We start from the raw sequence: 18,678 nt of genomic DNA on the forward strand, positions 1-18,678 counted from the left end.
ACAGGCCCTAGCGCGCCGGCGCCCAGGTGAAGGTCGCCAGGGTGCGCGCGGGCAGGGTGGCGTGGAAGCCGACCGCGCCCTCGCGCACCGAGAACGTGCGCGGCGCCTGCGCACTGTTGGTGACCACCAGCACGCGCCCACCGTCGGCGTTGACGAAGGCCACATTGTCCACGCCGTCCACCTCGCCGCTGGACTCGACGCGCCGCGCGCCGGGCCGCACGAAGCGGCTGGCATGGGCCAGCGCGTAGTACTCGTCGGTGCGGGTGACCGCGCCGCTGCGGGTGTCGACGTCGACCACGCCGCGGCAGGTGTCGCAGCCGCCCGCGTGCGGGCCGCCGTCCTGGTCCAGCACCAGGTTCCAGAACAGCACGCCGCGCGCGCCGTGGCGCACCGATTCGATGATCAGGCGGCGCGCCTGCAGGGTCAGGCCGCCGCTGCGCAGCGGTTCCCAGTCGCCGCCCGAACACTCGGTCAGGTAGACGTCCTTGTCGGGAAAAGCCTGCTGCACCCTGGACTGCGCGTCCGGCGTGCCACCGTAGCAATGCCAGGCTACCGCGGCAATGTAGCGGTTGGCCTTGGTATCGCGCAGCACGGCCAGCGGTTCCTCGGGCTTGTCCCAGTTGTGGTCCCAGTCGAACAGCAGCGGCGCCGCCCGGCCGCGCGCCGCCAGCAGCGGGCCGAGGTGCTCGCCGATGAAGCGGGCCCGCGCCGGCGCGTTGAGGCGCATGCCGGGATAGTCCTTGGGCTCGAAATCCGGCTCGTTCTGCACGGTCAGCGCCCAGATCGGGATGCCTTGCTGTGCGTAGGCGTCGACATAGCGCAGCAGATAGCGGGCGAACGCGTCGTAGGCCGCCGGGTCGAGCGTGCCGCGCACCAGGCTGCGGTTGGACTTCATCCACGCCGGCGCGCTCCACGGCGAGGCCATGACCTTGAGCTGCGGATTGATCGCCAGCGCCGCGCGCGTCACCGGCACCACGTCGCCCAGGTTGGGCGCGATGGAGAAGTGCGCCAGCTGCGGATCGGGCGCATCGCCCGGCGTGTCGTCCAGCGAATAGTGATGGCGCGAGAAATCCGAGGCGCCGATGGTCAGCCGGGTGAAGCCCAGGCCCAGCCCGCCGTCCTGGCGGCCGAACAGCTCGCGCAGCAGCGCCTCGCGCGCGGGCGCCGGCAGCTGCTGCAGCACCTGCGCGGAGGCATCGGTGATCGAGGCACCGAAGCCGACCATCGTTTGGCGCGGCGCCTCGGCCTGGACCTCGATCGCGATCGGCAGCGCCGCCGGCGCGCCCAGCGCGATGGGCGCCATCGGCGCCAGCGCCTGGCGATGATCGTGCGTGGTCAGCCACGCCTGCACCTGCGGCGGCGCCGGCTCGGACGCAGTGGCGGACAGGGCGAAGGCGAGGAACAGGCCGGGCAGACCTGTGCGAAACGACTGCCGGTTCATGCTGCGCGGCCTCATCGACGGCCCCACAACCTGCCTCAAGCCTGCGCCAATGACATGCTGCGCCGCGCAAGATCCGCATCGCGCGGCGTGTGTCGGCGGCGCTCTGGCGTGGCGCACGTGCAATCGATTGCTTCAAGGCGTGCAATCGATTGACACGCTTTGGCAGATGGCCGTATCACGGCGCCTGTCAGACGCCTGGGAGGGCAATGAAGATGACGTCCACTCCATCACGGGGGCCGTGCGCCTCCGCCCGTCGCATGCCGGTCGTTCGCCGTCTGGCCAGCGCCTGTTGCCTGGCGCTGCTGGCGCTGCAGGCGCAGGCCCAGCAGACCGATCCGGCCTCTGCAAGCCAGACGCAGGATGCCAAGACCTTGGACAGCGTCAAGGTCACCGGCATCCGCGCGGCCATCGCCAACGCGGTGGAGAAGAAGGCCGAGGCGACCTCGATCGTGGAGACCATCTCGGCCGAGGACCTGGGCAAGCTGCCCGATGTGTCCATCGCCGATTCGCTCTCGCGCCTGCCCGGCCTGGCCACCCAGCGCGTGGACGGCCGCGCCCAGGTGATCAACATCCGCGGCATGTCCGAGCAGTTCGCCGGCACCCTGCTCAACGGGCGCGAACAGGTCAGCACCGGCGACAGCCGCGGCGTGGAATTCGACCAGTACCCGTCCGAGCTGATCAACGCGGTCACCGTCTACAAGACCCCGGACGCGGCGCTGATCGGCCAGGGCCTGTCCGGCACGGTCGACCTGCAGACCATCCGCCCGCTGGACCTGTCCGAGCGCCGCATCGTGTTCGGCGGGCAGGGCGAGTACAACTCGCTGGGCAAGCTCAGCGACGATGGCAAGGAGCGCGGCTATCGCGCCAGCGCCTCGTACGTGGACCAGTTTGCGGGCGACACCATCGGCGTGGCCCTGGGCGTGGCGCGGCTCAACTCACCCTTTCAGGAGCAGCACTACAAGTCGTGGTGGTGGGCGGACCTGGACGGCGTGGACTGGGGCGATCCGCCGCAGGCCGGGCGCCCGGCCAACGCGATCACGCTCGAAGGCGCCGAGGGCTGGATCAAGTCGCGCGACCTGCAGCGCGATGGCGTGATGGGCGTGTTCGAGTTCAAACCCAACGACCGCTTCCACTCGATCCTGGACCTGTACTACTCCAAGTTCGACCAGGACGAGGTGATGCACGGGACGATGTGGAACAACGACCCGTGGTTCGTCGGCGAGAACGGGCAGGGCGTGAGCTTCTCCAACGCCGCCACCACCGACAAGGACGGCCGTCCGGTGGTGACCAGCGGCACCTTGAACAACGTGCAGCCGCTGGTGCGTAACGACAGCAACCGGCGCCAGGACAAGCTGTTCTCGGTCGGCTGGAACAACGTCTTCAAGCTCGGCCAGGCCAGCACGCTCACCGCCGACCTGAGCTATTCGCGCGCCAAGCGCGACCAGTCCGCGCTGGAGCTGTACGCCGGGCGCCTGGACGGCCAGTCGATCGACTTCGACCTGAAGACCTCGCCGGGCTATTCGCAGTTCGCCCTGCCGGACATGGCCGATCCCAATGCCGTCTATCTGTGGGATCCCCAGCACTACAACCACGACGGGCGCCTGGAGAACTCGCGGCAGAAAGACACCATCAAGGCCGGCCGCTTCAACTTCAACCATGAGCTGGACAACGCCGTGGTGCGCAGCGTCGATGTCGGCGTCAACCTCAACAAGCGCACCAAGGAGAAGTCGGCCGAGGTGTATTTCGCCTTCCTGCCGGGCGAGGTGCCGCAGCGGGTCGATCCTTCGCTGCTGGACGCGCCGGTGTCGCTGGACTTCACCGGCGTGGGCGATGTCATGGCGTTCAACCCGTGGGCGCTGATGGACCGCTACTACGACGTGGTGCTGAGCGAATCCAACGACGATCAGCGCAAGGACTTCACCGTCGAGGAGAAGGTCAACACCTACTACGTGCGCGCCAACCTCGACATGGACCTGACCGACCGCATCCGCGTGCGCGGCAACGCGGGCATGCAGTACATCACCACCGACCAGTCCTCCACCGGCTTCAACGCCTCCAACACCTCGCAGATCACGCCGCTGACGCTGGGCACGCAGTACAGCGACTTCCTGCCCAGCGTGAACCTGATCTTCGACTTCGGCGAAGGCTGGCTGATCCGCGCCTCGGCGGCCAAGGTGATGATGCGCCCGCCGATCAACTACCTCAGCGCCGATGCCGGCGCCGGCGTGATCGACAGCGGCGCCGAGGCCGGCCGCTGGTCGGGCAGCGGCGGCAACCCGCGGCTGGAGCCGTACCGGGCGATGGCCTTCGACCTGTCCTTCGAGAAGTACTTCGGCGAGGGCAGTTACGTGGGCCTGGCGCTGTTCCGCAAGAACCTGCAGACCTACATCTACCGGCAGAACCTGACCTGGGACTTCAGCGGCTACACGCCCGATCCGGACGGCACCCAGCCGATCTCCAACATCGGCAACTTCAACACCTGGGCCAACGGCAAGGGCGGCTACATGCGCGGCGCCGAGCTGTCCACCGCGCTGTCGGGCGGCCTGATCAGCGATGCGCTGTCCGGCTTCGGCACCCAGCTCAACATCAGCTACACCGCCTCCTCGATCGATCCGGACCCCAACGACAACACGCCCGGCACCGACACCATCCCGGGCCTGTCCAAGATCGTGGCCAACGCCACGGTGTACTACGAGCAGCATGGCTTCTCGGCGCGCCTGAGCCAGCGCTATCGCGACGGCTACCGCGGCGAGTACAGCGCCCTGTTCGGCCAGCGCCAGTACCGCAACACGCTCAGCGAGCGCACGCTGGACTTCCAGCTCAGCTACGCCTTCCCCAAGGGCAGCGCGCTGGAGGGCCTGACCCTGATCGGGCAGGTCAACAACCTCACCGACGAGCCGTTCCGCACCGAGGTCAGCGAGAGCACCGGCACCGGGCTGTTCTTCCCCGAGGAGTACACCAAGTACGGCCGCCAGTACCTGCTCGGCTTCCGCTACGAGCTGTAGAGCGGAGCTTGCTCCGCTGCGGCTTCCCCAATGATCCAGCTGCCATAGAGCGGAGCTTGCTCCGCCGGGCCTTCCCAACGATCCGGCCGAAGTGCAGCGGAGCAAGCTCCGCTCTACCGGGCGGCGGGGCGGTTCATGCAACACTGCTTGAATCGCTGACAGAATCGTCAGCGTGCTGTCAGGAAGGCGTTGGGACCCGGTGGACACACTGGGTCCGTACTTTTCGACAGGACCGCCGCATGAGCATCGCTCCCGCCACCTACCACGACGCCATGAAACTGCTGATCATCGAGGACGAGCCCAAGACCGCCGGCTACCTGACCCGGGGCCTGGGCGAGCAGGGCTACAGCGTCGATCACGCCGCCAACGGCGTGGACGGCCTGCACCTGGCCCTGACCGGCGACTACGACGCCATCGTGCTGGACGTGATGCTGCCGGGCATGGATGGGCTGCAGGTGATGCAGTCCCTGCGCGCCCAGCGCGACACGCCGGTGATCATGCTCACCGCGCGCGATCAGGTCGACGACCGCCTGCGCGGCCTGGGCGCGGGCGCCGACGACTACCTGATCAAGCCGTTCTCCTTCCTCGAACTGCTCGCCCGGGTACAGGCCATCACCCGCCGCGGCCGCGCCCACGAGTCCACCCAGATCCAGGTCGGCGACCTGCACATCGATCTGCTCGCCCGTCGCGCCACCCGCCGCGGCCGCCGCCTGAACCTGTCGGCCAAGGAGTTCGCGCTGCTGGCCGCGCTGGCGCGCCGCCGCTCGCAGATCCTGTCCAAGACCGTGATCACCGAAACGGTGTGGGACATCAACTTCGACACCAACACCAATGTGGTGGAAGTGGCGATCAAGCGCCTGCGCGCCAAGCTGGAGTATCCGGGCGAGACCAAGCTGCTGCACACCGTGCGCGGCATGGGCTACGTGCTGGAGCAGCGCGAGGGCGAAGTGGCATGACCACCCGCTCCATCGCGGCGCGGCTGGCCCTGATGTTCGGGCTGGCGGCCACGGTGGTGCTGGCGGTGCTGGCCGTCTCGCTGTTCCTGTTCCAGTCCTACGAGCTGCAGCGCAACCAGCGCGAGCAGCTCAGCGCGCGGCTGATGCTGGTCGAGCGGCTGGCCCAGCGCGCCAACGACGCCGAGCACTGGTCGTACTTCCGCGAGAAGCTGGCCGATTTCACGCCCGAGGACGGCAGCCTGTACTTCCTGGCCGACAGCGCGGACACGCGCTTCCGCGTAGGCAACGGCTTCCTGGACCGGGCCAGCTTCGATGCGCATGGCGAGGGCTTCGGCAGCGCCTCGCTGCCCAACGGCCAGCGCTACATCACCCTGACCCACGCCCTGCCGGCGATGGGCGAGCGCCCGGCGGTGCAGCTGATGGTCGCCGCCGGCCGGCGCGACGTGGAGGCGGCCGAGTGGCTGCAGGCCGTGGGCATCGTCGTGCTGTGCGTGGTCGCCATCGGCGCGGTGTCCGGGCTGGGCTGGTGGATCGCCCGGCGCGGCCTGGCGCCGGTGGACCGGCTGAGTGAACACGCCCGCCGCCTCGACGTGCGCGACGTCACCCTGCGCCTGCCCGCCAATGATCTGCCGACCGAGCTGGACGGGCTGGTGGTCTCGCTCAACGAGGCCCTGACCCGGCTGCAGCGCGCCTACGAACAGCTCAACGCGTTCAACGCCGACGTGGCCCACGAGCTGCGCACGCCGCTGGGCAACCTGATCGGCGAGACCCAGGTGACGCTCTCGCGCGCCCGTACGACCGAGGAGATGGAGGCCACGCTGCAGTCCAACCTGGAAGAGCTCGAGCGCCTGCGCAACATCGTCAACTCGATGCTGTTCCTGGCCCGCGCCGACCGCGGCGAGACCGCGCGCGACCTGGTCGAGGTCTCGCTCAACGAGGCCACCACGCACGCGGCCGAATTCATGGAAATGCTGATGGAGGACGCCGGCCTGGAGCTGCGCATCCGGGGCGATGCGCGCGCCTGCGTGGAGCAGTCGCTGTACGCGCGCGCCATCACCAACCTGCTGGACAACGCGCTGCGCCATGGCGCGGCCGGCAGCGCGGTGGCCGTGGATATCGCCGAGGGGCCGGACGCGGTGACGGTGACCGTGCGCAACCAGGCCGCGCCGATCCCGCCGGAGAAGCTGGCGCACCTGTTCGACCGCTTCTATCGCGCCGACCCCTCGCGCACCGGCAGCGACCAGAGCCACGGCCTGGGCCTGGCCATCGTCAAGGCGGTGGCCCAGCTGCATGGCGGCAGCGTGTTCGCGCAGTCGCGCGGGGGCGAGGTCGCCATCGGCCTGCGCCTGCCGCGGGTCACCCCGGCCCAGTCGCTGGCCCGCGTCGACAAGCCCGGCCGCGCCGGGCGCGAACCCGCGCAGCTGCCGCAGCCCTCGCACTGACCGACGCGTTTACAGTGCACGGGTCGGCCCCCAGGGCCGCCGTGCCGAAGGACCGCGTCGCCCGCCATGCTCGTCCCCCTGCTGTCCACCCTCCTGGCCGCCGCCGCGGCCACCGCGCCGCCCGCGCGCGCCGTCACCGTGCAGACGCAGGTGCCGGCCCACTGCCTGGCCCTGTACCAGGACGCGCCGCACGGCAGCCATCTGCTGGTCTCGGCCGACACCTTGCAGGCGCTGGCCGAAGAGCGCAGCGACGGCCTGCCGCTGGATGCGCGCATGGTGCGGATCATGGGCAAGCGCGCCAAGGCGGTGCTGGCCGCGGCCAAGGACCAGCCGGCCGATGCGCAGGGCTGCCAGCCGGTGTCGCTGGCGCCGCTGCACGATGCCGGCTACGTGGCGATCCCGCTGATCGAGGCCGGCCGCGTGGCGGTGTGGTCGGCGCAGTCGAATGCGCTGGCGGCCACGCTGCGCATCCGCCAGGACAGCTGCGGCCTGGACGCCCCGGCCGGCGGCTTCAGCGCCACCATCGACGGCGAGGCCACCGCCTTCTTCGCGATGATCACCTGCGTGACCTGACCGCCAGCCGCGGGTGATCTGTGGGAGCAGCTGTCTCTTCCAATCGCCTCGCGCCCACCTTGTAGAGCGGAGCTTGCTCCGCTGCTTTTCGTTCGGTCCGTGGGGAAAGCCCCAGCGGAGCAAGCTCCGCTCTACAGGTGGGGGCGCTTTGGGCCGATGGCGGCGAGGGAATTGAACGGCGAAGCCTCATCGACGGCGTGCCGGCTCCCACGGAGCGCTTCTTCAACCTCCTAAGGTTGCAATCGGTCCGTTCCGGCCAGCGCCTGCAGGCGCTGCGCCAGCAGCGCGTGCAGCTGGCGCACGGCGGGCGAGAACTGGCGCCGGTGCGGGCACACCAGCAGGATCGGGAAGGGTTCGCCGAACTGCGGCAGCAGCCACTCCAGCCGGCCGGCGGCGATGTCGCGATGCACGTCCAGCCACGACTTGTAGGCGATGCCGTGCCCGGCCAGCGCCCACTGCCGGGTCACATCGGCATTGTTGCTGAGCAGCTGGCCGCGCACCTGCACCACCTGGCGCTGGCCGTCCACCTCGAAGTTCCAGCGGTCGTAGGCGCGGCCGCTGAGCATGTACAGCACCGCCTCGTGCTCGCGCAGGTCCTCCAGGCGTTCGGGCCGCCCGCGCTGGGCGAGGTAGCGCGGTGAGGCGACCAGCACGTGGCGGTTGTCGGGCAGCAGCGGCAGGGTCACGTAGCGCGCGTCGTCGAAGCGCCCCTGCCGCACCGCCGCGTCCACCGGCTCGCGGAACACGTCGGTGACCTGGTCGGACAGCAGCAGCTGCACGCTCAGCCTGGGGTGGGCGGCGTGGAAGTCGTCCAGCCACGGCAGCAGGATGTTGCGGCCCAGGTCGGAGGGCGCGGCCAGGCGCAGGGTGCCGGACAGCGGCGCATCGTCGCCGCGCAGGCGTTCGCGGCCCTGGCGCAGGGTGTCGAGCACCTCGCGCGCGGTCTCCAGGTACTGCTCGCCCTCTGCCGTCAGGCGCAGGGCGCGGGTGGTGCGCACGAACAGGCGCAGGTCCAGCTCGCGCTCCAGCCGCTTGATCGCCGCGCTGGCCTGGCCGGGCAGCAGGCCGGCCTCGCGCGCGGCCGCCGAAAAGCTGCCCAGCGCCGCGGTGCGCACGAACAGGGCCAGGTCCTCAAGCCGGATCATTTGCGTTCCTGGAGTGAAAGTGATGCTCGATTCTGCCGGTTAACATGGCAAAACGCGCGGAGGAAGATGGGCGCCTGTCCCCACCTCACGGAGCTTCCCCATGAAAGCCGTCGCCTATCTCCAGGCTGGCCTGCCCATCGACGACCCGGCCGCACTGGTCGATGTCGACCTGCCCCAGCCCGTGCCGGGCCCGCGCGACCTGCTGGTCAAGGTCCACGCCGTGTCGGTCAACCCGGTCGACACCAAGGTGCGCCATCGCGCACAGGTGACCGAGCCGCGCGTGCTCGGCTGGGATGCGGTAGGCACGGTCGAGGCGGTGGGCGAGGCGGTGACCCTGTTCAAGCCGGGCGAGGTCGTCTACTACGCCGGGTCGATCAACCGCCCGGGCAGCAATGCGCAATACCAGCTGGTGGACGAGCGCATCGTCGCGCGCAAGCCGGCCAGCCTGGACGACGCCCAGGCCGCGGCGCTGCCGCTGACCGCCATCACCGCCTGGGAGCTGCTGTTCGACCGCCTGCGCGTCCCCGAGGGCCAGGGCGAGGGCCAGGTGCTGCTGGTCACCGGCGCGGCCGGCGGCGTGGGCTCGATCCTGGTGCAGCTGGCGCGCAAGCTGACCGCGCTGACCGTGGTCGGCACCGCCTCGCGCCCCGAGACCCAGGCCTGGGTACGCGAACTGGGCGCGCATCACGTGATCGACCACAGCCAGCCGCTGGCTCCGCAGCTGCAGGCGCTGGGCATCGAACAGGTCCAGCACGTGGCCAGCCTCACCCACACCGGCAGCTACTACAGCCAGTTCATCGAGCTGCTGGCGCCGCAGGGCCAGCTGGCGCTGATCGACGACCTGCCCTCGCTGGACGCGATGCCGCTCAAGCCCAAGAGCATCTCGCTGCACTGGGAATCGATGTTCACCCGCTCGGTGTTCCAGACCCCGGACATGCAGGCCCAGCACGACCTGCTCACCCGCGTGGCCGCGCTGATCGACGCCGGCACCCTGCGCACCACCTTCGGCGAGCACTACGGGACGATCAACGCCGCCAACCTGCGCCGCGCCCACGCGCTGATCGAGAGCGGCAAGGCCAAGGGCAAGCTGGTGTTGGAAGGCTTCGACTGAGCTCGGCCGCGTCCAAGCCCGGCGCGGCGCTTCGGCCCGCGCCTGCCGTGCGCGGTGCGCGCGCGGCATACTCGCGGCCCACACAGGGAGCGAGTCGCCATTGGACGCGCCAGCGCCACACCCCGCACAGCACTACCGCGCCACGCCGGCCGCACGCATCGGCGCGGGCGTGCTGGCGGCGCTGCTGCTGGCGCTGAGCGCGGCCGGGCTGCGCGGCGGCAGCCTCGGGCTGGCGCTCTTCGCGTTGGTGCCGGCAGCGCTACTGGTCGCCGGGGTGTGGCGGTTGCGGCTCACGCTCGAGGCCGGCTCGCTAGAGGTCCGCACTCTGTTCGGCGTGCGTCGCATCGCGCTGGCGCAGGTCGCGCGCGCCTGGCTGTCGGCGCCGCGCGGTCTGTGGTCCTACGGCCGCGCCGTGCCCATGCTCGGGCTCGCGCCGCGCCAGGGGCCGCCGCTGGTGATCGGCCTGCAGGCCTTGCCGGCGGCGGCGCTGGTCGAGCTGGGCCGCCGCCTGGCGCCCTACGGCGTGCGCATCGAAGTGGCCGACACACCCGCCGCGCGCCGCCTGGCGCGCCGCATCTGGCAGTTGCCCAGGCGCTGAAGCCGGCACCCAGGCGCAATGCCTGAGACCCGCGGCCGATACACTGCGCGCCATGCAAGTCGACACTCTGATCCTGGGCGCGCTGATCGCCCTCGTCCTGCTCCTGCAGCTGGTCCTGCTGCTGCGCCGCGGCCAGCACGCCGCGCTCGAACAGGCCCTGCGCGAGGAACAGCGCAACGGCCGCAGCGAACTGCGCGAACAGCTCGACGGCCTGGCCCGCCAGCAGGACGCGCGGCTGGATCTGTTCGCCCGCAACCTCACCGACCTGTCCACCCGCACCGACACGCGCCTGGACCAGCTGCGCGAGGCGCTGGGCGAGGACGCGCGCAAGGCCCGCGCCGAGGGCAGCGAGGCCCAGCAGCGCACCGCCGAACTGCTCGGCGCGCGCCTGCAGGACATGCGCACCCAGCTGGACGCCTTCGGCCATCAGCAGGAGGCGCGCATCGTCGCCTTCGGCCAGCAGCTGGCCGAACTGATCGCGCGCAGCGACACGCACATGGCGACGCTGCGCGAGCAGCTGGCCGAGGACAGCCGCAAGGCGCGCAGCGAAAGCGGCGAATCGCTGGGTCGCTTCAACGAGCAGCTCGGCCTGCGCCTGACCGAGCTGACCCAGCGCAACGAGACCCGCATCAGCGAGATGCGCGCCACGCTCGACCAACAGCTGCAGCGCCTGCAGGCCGATAACGCCGCCAGGCTCGAGCAGATGCGCGTGACCGTGGACGAGAAGCTGCAGGGCACGCTCAACGAACGCCTGGATGCGTCCTTCAAGCTGGTCTCCGAGCGGCTGGAGCAGGTGCAGCGCGGCCTGGGCGAGATGCAGCAGCTGGCCACCGGCGTGGGCGACCTCAAGCGCGTGCTGACCAACGTCAAGTCGCGCGGCGGCTGGGGCGAGGTGCAGCTGGAGAGCATCCTCGAACAGACCCTCACCGCCGAGCAGTACCAGCGCGGGGTCAAGCTGCGCGAGGACGGCAACGAGATGGTCGACTTCGCCGTGCGCCTGCCTGGGCGCGGCGCGCAGGATGCGCCGGTGTGGCTGCCGCTGGATTCCAAGTTCCCGCACGAGGACTACGAGAAGTTGCTCAACGCGCAGGAGGCCGGCGACGCCGAGGCCGTGCGCGCCACCGGCGTGCAGCTGGAACGCGCCATCCGCGTGCAGGCCCGGTCCATCTGCGAGAAGTACATCGTGCCGCCGCGCACGACCGATTTCGCGGTGATGTTCCTGCCTACCGAAGGCCTGTACGCCGAAGTGATCCGCCGCCCCGGCCTGGTCGATCTGCTGCAGCGCGAGCATCGCGTGGTGATCGCCGGCCCGACCACGGTGACCGCGCTGCTCAACAGCCTGCAGATGGGCTTCCGCACCCTGGCCATCGAGCAGCGCTCCAGCGAGGTGTGGGCGCTGCTGGGCGCGGTGAAGGGCGAGTTCGGCAAGTTCGCCGGCATCCTGGAAAAGGCCGAGAAGCAGATCCACACCGTCGGCAAGAGCCTGGGCGATGCCAGCCGCAAGACCCGCACCATCGAGCGCAAGCTGCGCGGCGTGGAAACGCTGGTCGGCGCGCAATCGCAGGCGCTGCTCGGCGAGGACCTGATCGGCGACGCCGACGAGGGCGCCGCTGCGGGCGGCGAGGACGAGGAAGCTTGATCGCGCGGCTGGGTGTCTGGCGACGCGTTCGCCGACGCCCGCAGCCGTGCGATCCTGCGTCTGCAGCGACAGACGCGCTGGAGTGCTGCCGTGCAGGCTCCCTCGCGTAAGACCTCACTATCGTCGTTCCCGCGAAAGCGGGAATCCAGTGACTTCCTCCGCAAACAGCAAAGACGCTGAATCGTCAGACATGCGTCTGCCGAAAAGCACCTCCCGCGTTCGCGGGAATGACCGACGCTTTGTGAGTGTCCAGTCTTGGAAGCGAAGTTCAAAGTTCATAGCGAGTGCGCGTCCATCGCGCGGAGCGTGGCATCCGCGCCGCCATGAAGCACTGCGTCTGTGCGGCCCCTCACGTTTCCGGAACGGCCGCGCGCGTAGGTTCCAGATCTGCGACTGGGTGCGACCGGCATGTGGCGCATACCAGGAGCTGGATCCATGGCGCAGTCGCAGGTGGCGATGTTCTCGTTCACCCTTGGCGGGAACAACAGCATCGGTCCCGCCGAACTGCGTGAGCTCTGGGCCCGCGCCAGCGGGGTCAACGCGGTCCATGTCGGCCGGCGCCTTCAGCCCTACGGCGATGACCGTCCCACCTACACCTTGTATGGCCCGCAGAACCTGTGCGGCGTGCGCGAAGTCAGTCAGCGCCTGTGCGCCCTGCTCGAGGCCCGGCATCTGAATGCCAGGGTCGTCACGCTCTGCGGCATCGCCGGTGTGTGATCCCGCGCAAGGAGACCGCCACGAAGGTCCGGCCGTCCCACGTGCGTCGCAGGAGTCTTCGATGAACGACCAGGTCCGCCGCTACTACCGCTTCGTCCGCGCCAATACCAGCACGGAGCGGATGATGCGCGAGGTCGTCGGCTCGCTCGAGGAGCTGGGCCTGCTCGGCCATACCGTGTCCATCGGCGCCATCCACGGCCCGCCCTGCGTCGATGCGGCGGGCACCTGCACGCTGGTCGTCAGCGTGCGCGCCTACCCGGACTGGCTGCTGGCCGCCGCGCCGGTGCTCGACCGGCGTGGCCTGGTCGCCCGCGCGCGGGACTGACGATACGGGCGTTCACGTGCCTGCAGGGTTGGCGGAAGCGGGCGTCAACATTTCCAGCCTAGACTAGCGGCCCGTTCTCCCATCCAGCCCGAGTCCGCGCCGATGACCAGCCTGTACGACATTCCCCTCACCACCATCGATGGCCAGCCGGCCAAGCTCGGCGATTACCGCGGCAAGGTGCTGCTGGTGGTCAACGTCGCGTCCAAGTGCGGCCTGACGCCGCAGTACGCCGGCCTGGAAGCGCTATACCGCGACAAGCACGACGCCGGCCTGGAAGTGCTCGGCTTCCCTGCCAACAACTTCAAGGAGCAGGAGCCGGGCAGCGATGCGGAGATCGCCAGCTTCTGCAGCACCGAGTACGACGTGACCTTCCCGCTGTTCTCCAAGATCTCGGTGGCCGGCAACAGCGTGCATCCGCTGTACCAGGCGTTGGTCAACGCCCAGCCGGTGGCCATCGGCGAAGGCCCGCTGCGCGAGAAGCTCAAGGGCCTGGACATCAAGGTCAATCCGGCGCCGGGCGTGCTGTGGAACTTCGAGAAGTTCCTGATCGGTCGCGACGGCCGCGTCGTGGCGCGCTTCTCGCCGGACGTGGCGGCCGACGACGCGCGCCTGCGCGAGGCCGTGGACGCCGTGCTGGCCGCCTGATCGCCGACGCCCTGGCGCAAACGAAGAAGGCCGCCTGCGAGGGCGGCCTTCTTCGTCGAGGCGCACCTGGAATCAGCGCGCGTTGGGCATGATGGTGGGAATGGCGTCCATCGGCACGGTCGGATTGTCGTCGTCGTCGCGCAGATAGGCCGGCAGGTCGTCGTTGGCGTGACCCTTGCGGCGGCTGCGCTCGCCTTCGTCGCTGATCTGGTAGTTGCGGCGCTGCAGCCAACCGTCGCGGAACAGCGCGTACTCGTCCACCGCGCCTTCGCGGATCGAGTCCAGCGACATCAGCTGGGTGCGCACGTCGACCAGCTGCAGGCCCTGCAGGAAGATGCGCGCCTTGTCGTTCTCCACGCGCTGCACCGGCGAGAGCGGCGCATCGCCGATCAGGCCGAAGGTGTCGCGCACGGTGCGCGGCCCGAACAGCGGCAGCTCAAGATAGCGCGACTGGCGCCAGCCCCACACGCCCAGGGTCTGACCGAAGTCCTCGCTGGTGTTGGGCACCTGATCGCGCGTGGCCACATCGACCACGCCGCCGACGCCGGCGGTGGTGTTGATCAGGAACCGACCCAGCGCGTCCCAGGCCTCGCCCGGCTTGCCCTGCAGCAGGCTGTTGACCACCGTCAGCGGCTGACCCAGGTTGTCGAAGAAGTTGTGCACGCCGTTGCGCACCGGGCGCGGCACCACCTTGATGTAGGCGGTGGCCAGCGGCTTGGCGACCGTGCGATCGACCACGTTGTTGAAGGCGTGGACCTTGCGGTTCCACTTCTCCCACGGGTCGTAGCTGGGCGGCGCGCCCTCGGCCGGCGGCGGCAGGGTGGGATCGGCGACCGGGTCGTAGATCGCGCTGTAGTCGTTCTCGGCGCTGGTCGGCGGCGCGCTCGTCGCCGTGCTGGGCGCGGCCGCGGTCGGCGCGGTCGCCTGGGCGGTCGGAGCGGCTGGCGGCGGTTCGACCGCGGGCGCGGCGGCGGCAGGAGGGGGGGGCGGCACGGTGGCGCCGGCCGACGGCGCCGCCGGCTTGGTGGCGTTGGAGGCGCAGCCGACCAGCAGCAGGCCGGTCAGCAGCGGGGACAACAGATGCAAGGTCTTCATTCCTAAGATCCCTCTGGGGGGCGGACCGACGCTAATGTCGGTGCCGGGCAATCAAGCCGGCTGATAATCCAGCGCCGGTGTCAGGCGATACGCAGCGCACAGCTCGGCCAGGCCGGGCGCGGCGCCTTCCACGGTGACCGGGCCGCTGCCCGCGGCGCGCAAGCGCGCGGCCAGCGCGACCAGCAGCGCCAGGCCGGCGCTGTCCAGTGCCGACACGGCCGACACGTCCAGCCGCTGCGCGCCGTCCAGCGCGCGCTGCGCGGACGGCCACAGGGCCTGCGCGGCGGCCCGGTCCAGCGCCCCGCTGAAGACCAGGGCCGTGCCCTCGCGCCGGAGTGTCGCGGTGCTCATCGGCGGCTCAACGCTGGCCGGTGTCGCCGGAGGCCTGCATGCGGCCAGCGCGCAGGTCGGCGGTGACCTGGGCGATGGACTTCTGCCGCAGCGGACCGTCGAACTGGTTCTTGAAGGTCTGCACGTAGGAGATGCCTTCGATCATCACGTCGAAGATCTTCCACTGGCCGCCGACGTTGCGCATCAGGTAGTCCACCGGCACCGGGTCGCCGCTCTCGCGCAGCATCTCGCTGGACACGCGCACGCCCTTGCCGTTGGGCAGCGGGGTCTCGGACTTGATCCGCACGCGCAGGCGCGAGTTGAAGTCCAGCAGCGACTGGCCGTAGCGCGCGGTCAGGTTGTCGGCCAGCGCATCGGCGAAGCCGCTCACCTCGGCATCGGACGCACCGCGGCCGTGCACGCCCAGCACCAGGCGCGCGGCGTAGTTGCCGTCGAAGGCGGTGTTGAACTCGGTCTTGATGAACGCCTTCAGCGCAGCCGGATTGGCCTTGAACTCGGCGCGGCGCTGCTCCAGCGTGGTCAGCACGCGGGTGGACTGGCTCAGCACCACCGCGCTGGCCGAGCCCTGCGCCGGCGCGGCGGCCGAAGCGGCCGAGGCCTGCGCCAGGACGGCGGTCGGTGCGGCGGCGGCCAGGACGGCGGCCAGGGCGAGAGTGATCGTGGAACGCTTCATGGGGTATCTCCCTTGGGGGCGGTCGCCGCCGGCGCAGGCGCCGGGCTGGCGGTGGAATCGTCGCCAGCCGGCTTGCCACCGCCGCTGAACATGTACTTGCCGACCAGCTGCAGCAGGTCCACTGCGGGCTGGGTGTAGGTGATCTCGTCGCCGGCCTTGAGCACGTCCGGGTCGCCGCCGGGCGACAGGCCGACATAGTTCTCGCCCAGCAGGCCGCTGGTGAAGATGCCGGCCGCGGTGTCGGCCGGCAGGCCCTTGTACTGGCCGTCGATGCGCAGGGTCACCACCGAGTCGAAGGACTTGGGATCCAGCGCGATGCTGGCGACCTGGCCGACCACCACCCCGCCGATCTTCACCGGCGCCTGGACGCGCAGCTGGCCCAGGTTGGTGAAGCGGGCCTTGAGGTCGTAGCCGCCTCCGCCGAAGCCGAAGGAACGGTTGGTCGAGGCCAGCGCCAGCACCAGCAGCGAGGCCAGCGCCAGCAGCAGGAAGGCGCCGACGGCAAATTCGAGTCGTGGTCCGCGTGCGGCCATTAGAGGTCTCTCACTGAAACAACAGGGCGGAAAGGATGAAGTTGAGCATCAGCACCAGCAGCGAGCCGTTGACCACCGCGCGGGTGGTGGCCACCGAGGTGCCCTCGATGGTCGGCTCGGCGTTGAAGCCCACGTAGGCCGCGACCAGCGCCGCCACGCCGCCGAACACCGCCGACTTGAGCAGGGCCACGCCGAAGTCGTCCCAGAGATCCACGCTGCCCTGCAGCGCCGACCAGAACGTGCCGTTGTCCAGGCCCAGCACCTTGACCGCCTCGAACCAGCTGGCGCTGATCGCCAGCGAGCAGAAGAAGCCGGTCAGCAGCGGCACGGTCAGCACCGCCGCCCAGAAGCGCGGCGCCACCGCCTTGGCCACCGGATCGATGGCCATCAGCTCCAGCGCCTTGATCTGATCGGTGGCGCGCATCAGGCCCAGCTCGGCGGCGATCGAGCTGCCGGCGCGGCCGATGAACAGCAGCGCGGTCAGCACCGGGCCCAGTTCGCGGTACAGCGACAGGCCCAGCAGCGTGGACAGCGCGTCGGAGGCGCCGAAGGTGGTCAGCGTGCGATAGCCCTGCAGGGTCAGCACGAGGCCCACGAACGCACCCCCCACCGCGATGATCGGCAGCGAACGCGCGCCGATCTTGTAGATCTCTTTGGTCAGCTCGGCCCAGAAGTCGCGCGTCGGCACCGAGGCGCGCAGCACCGAGAGCGAGAACAGCCCGGCGGCGCCCAGCGAGCGGATGGAAGCGGCGAAGGCCATCGGCACGGGTCCTATGCGGCGCGCGCCGAGGCGGCGCTGTCGAAGGGGATGGGGCCATCGGGCGCGCCGCGCAGGAACTGGAGCACCAGCGGGTCCTCGCTGGCCTCCAGCTGCGCCGGCGTGCCGGAGAACACCAGCTCGCCGTTGGCGATCACCAGCGCCTGGTCGCACACCGGCAGGGTCTCGTGCACGTGGTGGCTGACGATGACGCTGGTCAGCCCCAGCGAATGATTGAGCCGGCCGATCAGCGACATGATCACGCCCGAGGCGATCGGGTCCAGCCCGGTCAGCGGCTCGTCGTAGATCATCAGCGGCGGATCCAGCGCCAGCGCGCGAGCCAGCGCCACGCGCCGGGCCATGCCGCCGGACAGCTCGCGCGGATACAGCCCACCGGTGGCGCGCAGGCCGACCGCGTTGAGCTTCAGATCGACCAGCTGGTCGATCAGCTCGCCCGGCAGCGCGGTGTGCGTGCGCAGCGGCAGCGCCACGTTCTCGGCCACGGTCAGGTCGGTCAGCAGGCCATTGCCCTGCAGCAGCACGCCGAGGTTCTTGCGCAGCTCCAGCAAGGCGCGCGCATTGCGCGGGATCGGCTGGCCGAACAGCTCCACCGTGCCGGCCGCCGGTACCAGCTCGCCGGTCAGCGCCGCCAGCAGCGTGGACTTGCCGCTGCCCGACGGTCCCAGCACGGCCGTGATGCTGCCCTGGGGCACCACCAGGTCCAGCCCGGACAGGATCGCGCGCCCGCCGCGATCCAGGCGGACCGCCTCGAACTTCGCAGCAGGGGAATTGGAATGCGGCATGCGTGGGCAGGCGAGGCGGGAGGAGGGCGGAATGCGAAAAATCGGTTAAGCATGGCCTGCATGGACTGAATGCCACCATGACTGGACTGGCCAGTTTAGAAATTGTAGCCCGTCGGCGTCGATGCTTGCACGCCGGTCCGTTCCCGCTGTCGCAACGCTGCGTGACAGGAGCGGTGTGATGGTGGTGCTTTCGCGTGGCGGATCGCGGAGCGTTGAGCGAAGTAAAAGAGGCCGCGGGCCATGCCTGGCCCGCTCTGCGAACGTCAGATCGGGTTGAGGCTCTGCGGCGACTGGATCAGTACTTCTTCCAACTCGAAGACATCGAGCAGCGCTCTGCCCCCTCCCTTTCGCCGCAGGCGAAGGGGAGGGCCGGGGTGGGGTGCTGTTGCTCTTGCTTCTGTGCAGGGGTGAGATAAATCAGGGGGGAGCAGCGCGATAAATGACCGGAAGAGCTCGGAAGAGAGCGGTGAATTCCGGATGACCTGTGCAATCGCGTTGCATCTGGCGCAATAGCCAGGAAGTCAGCCGCCCTGGTCGAACAATCCCATCTGATCGAGGGTCGAGTCGCGCTGGGCGGCGCGGCGCAGGAGCTGGCGGATGCCTTGCTCGGACATTGAGTACTCCTTGGCCAGGCTGGCGACCGAAGTGCCGCTGCGGTGGGCGTCAAGGATAGCCCGGTCCCTGGGCGAGAGGCGGAAACCGGCCCGGTTGGGCACGTAGATGTTCTGGCCGCCCCAATCTTCGGCCAGGGCGTCGGCGACGGACGCGCCCAGCTGCTCGGCCTGATCGGCGGCCATGCCGAAAGACCGCGCCTGCTCGGCGGCGGTCGTCGCCACGCTGGCCAACAGCTCGTTGCGGCGGGCTTCCAT

General features: G+C 70.0%; 19 protein-coding genes. 10 read left to right on the plus strand and 9 right to left on the minus strand.

What is annotated here, in order from left to right; translation table 11 throughout:
• Window positions 1-7 precede the first annotated feature (7 nt).
• Complete coding sequence (locus EAT51_RS04135; RefSeq protein WP_130520509.1) at window positions 8-1,441, minus strand: glycoside hydrolase family 30 protein; 1,434 nt, start codon at window positions 1,439-1,441, stop codon at window positions 8-10.
• 257 nt (window positions 1,442-1,698) lie between these two features.
• Here EAT51_RS04135 and EAT51_RS04140 point away from each other — a divergent pair, with 257 nt between their 5' ends.
• The 4 genes from EAT51_RS04140 (at window position 1,699) to EAT51_RS04155 (ending at window position 7,417) form a co-directional block, all read left to right on the plus strand.
• On the plus strand, window positions 1,699-4,446 hold the full coding sequence (locus EAT51_RS04140; RefSeq protein WP_165421980.1) for a TonB-dependent receptor: 2,748 nt from the start codon (window positions 1,699-1,701) through the stop codon (window positions 4,444-4,446).
• 272 nt (window positions 4,447-4,718) lie between these two features.
• Window positions 4,719-5,402: a heavy metal response regulator transcription factor gene (locus tag EAT51_RS04145; RefSeq protein ID WP_130520616.1), complete on the plus strand. Its 684-nt coding sequence runs from the start codon at window positions 4,719-4,721 to the stop codon at window positions 5,400-5,402.
• Window positions 5,399-6,844, plus strand: a complete 1,446-nt coding sequence (locus EAT51_RS04150; protein ID WP_130520513.1) for a heavy metal sensor histidine kinase — start codon at window positions 5,399-5,401, stop codon at window positions 6,842-6,844. Before EAT51_RS04145 ends, EAT51_RS04150 begins: the two co-directional genes overlap by 4 nt.
• A gap of 66 nt (window positions 6,845-6,910) precedes the next feature.
• Entirely contained in the window at window positions 6,911-7,417 is a 507-nt protein-coding gene (locus EAT51_RS04155) for a hypothetical protein (protein ID WP_130520515.1), read from the plus strand.
• A gap of 230 nt (window positions 7,418-7,647) precedes the next feature.
• On the opposite strand, the gene EAT51_RS04160 is transcribed toward EAT51_RS04155, so the two are convergent.
• Complete coding sequence (locus EAT51_RS04160) at window positions 7,648-8,562, minus strand: LysR family transcriptional regulator (RefSeq protein WP_130520517.1); 915 nt, start codon at window positions 8,560-8,562, stop codon at window positions 7,648-7,650.
• 100 nt (window positions 8,563-8,662) lie between these two features.
• On the opposite strand from EAT51_RS04160, the gene EAT51_RS04165 reads away from it, so the two are divergent.
• The 6 genes from EAT51_RS04165 to EAT51_RS04190 all read left to right on the plus strand — a co-directional run bounded on the left by EAT51_RS04165 (window position 8,663) and on the right by EAT51_RS04190 (window position 13,597).
• A complete protein-coding gene (locus EAT51_RS04165) occupies window positions 8,663-9,673 on the plus strand; it encodes a zinc-binding alcohol dehydrogenase family protein (protein WP_130520519.1) in 1,011 nt (336 codons plus the stop codon).
• Between the two features lie 100 nt (window positions 9,674-9,773).
• Window positions 9,774-10,271, plus strand: coding sequence for a hypothetical protein (locus EAT51_RS04170; protein WP_130520521.1), 498 nt, complete (start codon window positions 9,774-9,776; stop codon window positions 10,269-10,271).
• 52 nt (window positions 10,272-10,323) lie between these two features.
• Entirely contained in the window at window positions 10,324-11,910 is a 1,587-nt protein-coding gene (locus tag EAT51_RS04175; protein ID WP_130520523.1) for a DNA recombination protein RmuC, read from the plus strand.
• A 435-nt stretch (window positions 11,911-12,345) separates the two neighbouring features.
• Window positions 12,346-12,627 carry a hypothetical protein gene (locus EAT51_RS04180; RefSeq protein ID WP_130520525.1) on the plus strand — a complete coding sequence of 94 codons (282 nt, stop codon included), beginning with the start codon at window positions 12,346-12,348 and terminating at the stop codon, window positions 12,625-12,627.
• Between the two features lie 61 nt (window positions 12,628-12,688).
• Window positions 12,689-12,952: a hypothetical protein gene (locus tag EAT51_RS04185; RefSeq protein ID WP_130520527.1), complete on the plus strand. Its 264-nt coding sequence runs from the start codon at window positions 12,689-12,691 to the stop codon at window positions 12,950-12,952.
• Between the two features lie 102 nt (window positions 12,953-13,054).
• Window positions 13,055-13,597, plus strand: a complete 543-nt coding sequence (locus EAT51_RS04190) for a glutathione peroxidase (protein ID WP_130520528.1) — start codon at window positions 13,055-13,057, stop codon at window positions 13,595-13,597.
• Between the two features lie 72 nt (window positions 13,598-13,669).
• Here EAT51_RS04190 and EAT51_RS04195 read toward each other — a convergent pair whose 3' ends face one another.
• The 7 genes from EAT51_RS04195 to EAT51_RS04225 form a co-directional block, all read right to left on the minus strand.
• Window positions 13,670-14,692: an MlaA family lipoprotein gene (locus EAT51_RS04195; RefSeq protein WP_130520530.1), complete on the minus strand. Its 1,023-nt coding sequence runs from the start codon at window positions 14,690-14,692 to the stop codon at window positions 13,670-13,672.
• Window positions 14,693-14,743: 51 nt separating this feature from the next.
• A complete protein-coding gene (locus tag EAT51_RS04200) occupies window positions 14,744-15,043 on the minus strand; it encodes an STAS domain-containing protein (RefSeq protein WP_130520532.1) in 300 nt (99 codons plus the stop codon).
• 7 nt (window positions 15,044-15,050) lie between these two features.
• A complete protein-coding gene (locus EAT51_RS04205) occupies window positions 15,051-15,716 on the minus strand; it encodes an MlaC/ttg2D family ABC transporter substrate-binding protein (protein ID WP_130520533.1) in 666 nt (221 codons plus the stop codon).
• Window positions 15,713-16,249 carry an outer membrane lipid asymmetry maintenance protein MlaD gene (gene mlaD / locus EAT51_RS04210; RefSeq protein WP_130520535.1) on the minus strand — a complete coding sequence of 179 codons (537 nt, stop codon included), beginning with the start codon at window positions 16,247-16,249 and terminating at the stop codon, window positions 15,713-15,715. The genes EAT51_RS04205 and mlaD overlap by 4 nt, the downstream gene beginning before the upstream one ends.
• Before the next feature lie 10 nt (window positions 16,250-16,259).
• Window positions 16,260-17,009 carry an MlaE family lipid ABC transporter permease subunit gene (locus EAT51_RS04215; RefSeq protein ID WP_130520537.1) on the minus strand — a complete coding sequence of 250 codons (750 nt, stop codon included), beginning with the start codon at window positions 17,007-17,009 and terminating at the stop codon, window positions 16,260-16,262.
• 11 nt (window positions 17,010-17,020) lie between these two features.
• The gene (locus EAT51_RS04220) at window positions 17,021-17,809 is read right to left on the minus strand and encodes an ABC transporter ATP-binding protein (protein ID WP_130520539.1); all 789 of its coding nucleotides are present in this window, start codon (window positions 17,807-17,809) and stop codon (window positions 17,021-17,023) included.
• Window positions 17,810-18,330: 521 nt separating this feature from the next.
• Window positions 18,331-18,678 (minus strand): Mor transcription activator family protein, encoded by a 348-nt coding sequence (locus EAT51_RS04225; RefSeq protein ID WP_165422685.1) that lies wholly within the window; start codon window positions 18,676-18,678, stop codon window positions 18,331-18,333.

The sequence above is a fragment of the Pseudoxanthomonas winnipegensis genome, from assembly GCF_004283755.1.
GTDB classification, from domain to species: domain Bacteria; phylum Pseudomonadota; class Gammaproteobacteria; order Xanthomonadales; family Xanthomonadaceae; genus Pseudoxanthomonas_A; species Pseudoxanthomonas_A winnipegensis.

Coding starts and splice junctions, on each gene's coding strand:
- EAT51_RS04175 (WP_130520523.1), top strand. CDS start 10,324: ATGCAAGTCGACACTCTGATCCTGGGCGCGCTGATCGCCCTCGTCCTG.
- EAT51_RS04220 (WP_130520539.1), bottom strand. CDS start 17,809: ATGCCGCATTCCAATTCCCCTGCTGCGAAGTTCGAGGCGGTCCGCCTG.
- EAT51_RS04180 (WP_130520525.1), top strand. CDS start 12,346: ATGGCGCAGTCGCAGGTGGCGATGTTCTCGTTCACCCTTGGCGGGAAC.
- EAT51_RS04185 (WP_130520527.1), top strand. CDS start 12,689: ATGAACGACCAGGTCCGCCGCTACTACCGCTTCGTCCGCGCCAATACC.
- EAT51_RS04140 (WP_165421980.1), top strand. CDS start 1,699: ATGCCGGTCGTTCGCCGTCTGGCCAGCGCCTGTTGCCTGGCGCTGCTG.
- mlaD (WP_130520535.1), bottom strand. CDS start 16,249: ATGGCCGCACGCGGACCACGACTCGAATTTGCCGTCGGCGCCTTCCTG.
- EAT51_RS04225 (WP_165422685.1), bottom strand. CDS start 18,678: ATGGAAGCCCGCCGCAACGAGCTGTTGGCCAGCGTGGCGACGACCGCC.
- EAT51_RS04165 (WP_130520519.1), top strand. CDS start 8,663: ATGAAAGCCGTCGCCTATCTCCAGGCTGGCCTGCCCATCGACGACCCG.
- EAT51_RS04195 (WP_130520530.1), bottom strand. CDS start 14,692: ATGAAGACCTTGCATCTGTTGTCCCCGCTGCTGACCGGCCTGCTGCTG.
- EAT51_RS04145 (WP_130520616.1), top strand. CDS start 4,719: ATGAAACTGCTGATCATCGAGGACGAGCCCAAGACCGCCGGCTACCTG.
- EAT51_RS04150 (WP_130520513.1), top strand. CDS start 5,399: ATGACCACCCGCTCCATCGCGGCGCGGCTGGCCCTGATGTTCGGGCTG.
- EAT51_RS04155 (WP_130520515.1), top strand. CDS start 6,911: ATGCTCGTCCCCCTGCTGTCCACCCTCCTGGCCGCCGCCGCGGCCACC.
- EAT51_RS04215 (WP_130520537.1), bottom strand. CDS start 17,009: ATGGCCTTCGCCGCTTCCATCCGCTCGCTGGGCGCCGCCGGGCTGTTC.
- EAT51_RS04205 (WP_130520533.1), bottom strand. CDS start 15,716: ATGAAGCGTTCCACGATCACTCTCGCCCTGGCCGCCGTCCTGGCCGCC.
- EAT51_RS04135 (WP_130520509.1), bottom strand. CDS start 1,441: ATGAACCGGCAGTCGTTTCGCACAGGTCTGCCCGGCCTGTTCCTCGCC.
- EAT51_RS04190 (WP_130520528.1), top strand. CDS start 13,055: ATGACCAGCCTGTACGACATTCCCCTCACCACCATCGATGGCCAGCCG.
- EAT51_RS04160 (WP_130520517.1), bottom strand. CDS start 8,562: ATGATCCGGCTTGAGGACCTGGCCCTGTTCGTGCGCACCGCGGCGCTG.
- EAT51_RS04200 (WP_130520532.1), bottom strand. CDS start 15,043: ATGAGCACCGCGACACTCCGGCGCGAGGGCACGGCCCTGGTCTTCAGC.